The sequence below is a fragment of the Vibrio sp. 2132-1 genome (genome assembly GCF_033344315.1).
Map to the genome: position 1 here is coordinate 1 of NZ_JAWPON010000837.1, position 523 is coordinate 523.

At 46.3% G+C, this 523-nt stretch carries 1 protein-coding gene; it reads right to left on the reverse strand.

The window, feature by feature from the left end:
- Positions 1–523 (reverse strand): 5-oxoprolinase subunit PxpA (locus R8N47_RS28290; RefSeq protein WP_318186495.1); only part of this gene is annotated, 523 nt, incomplete at both ends.

Here is a 523-nt window from a genome sequence, read left to right on the forward strand (position 1 = left end):
CTTCATTGTCTCCATGGACGCATATTGTGTCCGCTTCTAACAAGATATAACTGCCTGACGCGGTTTTTACTCGGCCTGAATCAGCCAATGTTCTGACTTGTTCTAAAATCGCTAGCTCATCTTTCAAAACGGCATTTGGGTGCGTTCTTGGTGTCAACATCCCATCATCCTGATACAGGCGATCGGCAAACGCCTCAAACAACAATGGCACATCATAATCGTCCGCGATTTCTAAATATTTTTCGTTCTCTTGCGATGCAAGGATCATCAACGGTACTTTAAACAGTGCGGCTGCTTTAACGACCGCTCGAAAAACCGCATCGCTTTTCATCATATCGTTGTAAAGGGCACCATGAGGCTTGATATAACCGATATCGGTATACTGCGCACGGCACAATGCCTGCAACGCGCCTACTTGATAGATCACCATGTTAGTAATTTCATCGCTGCTCATACTGAGGCTGCGTCGACCAAAACCTTGTAAGTCGGGATAACCGGGATGCGCACCAATATCAACATCGTG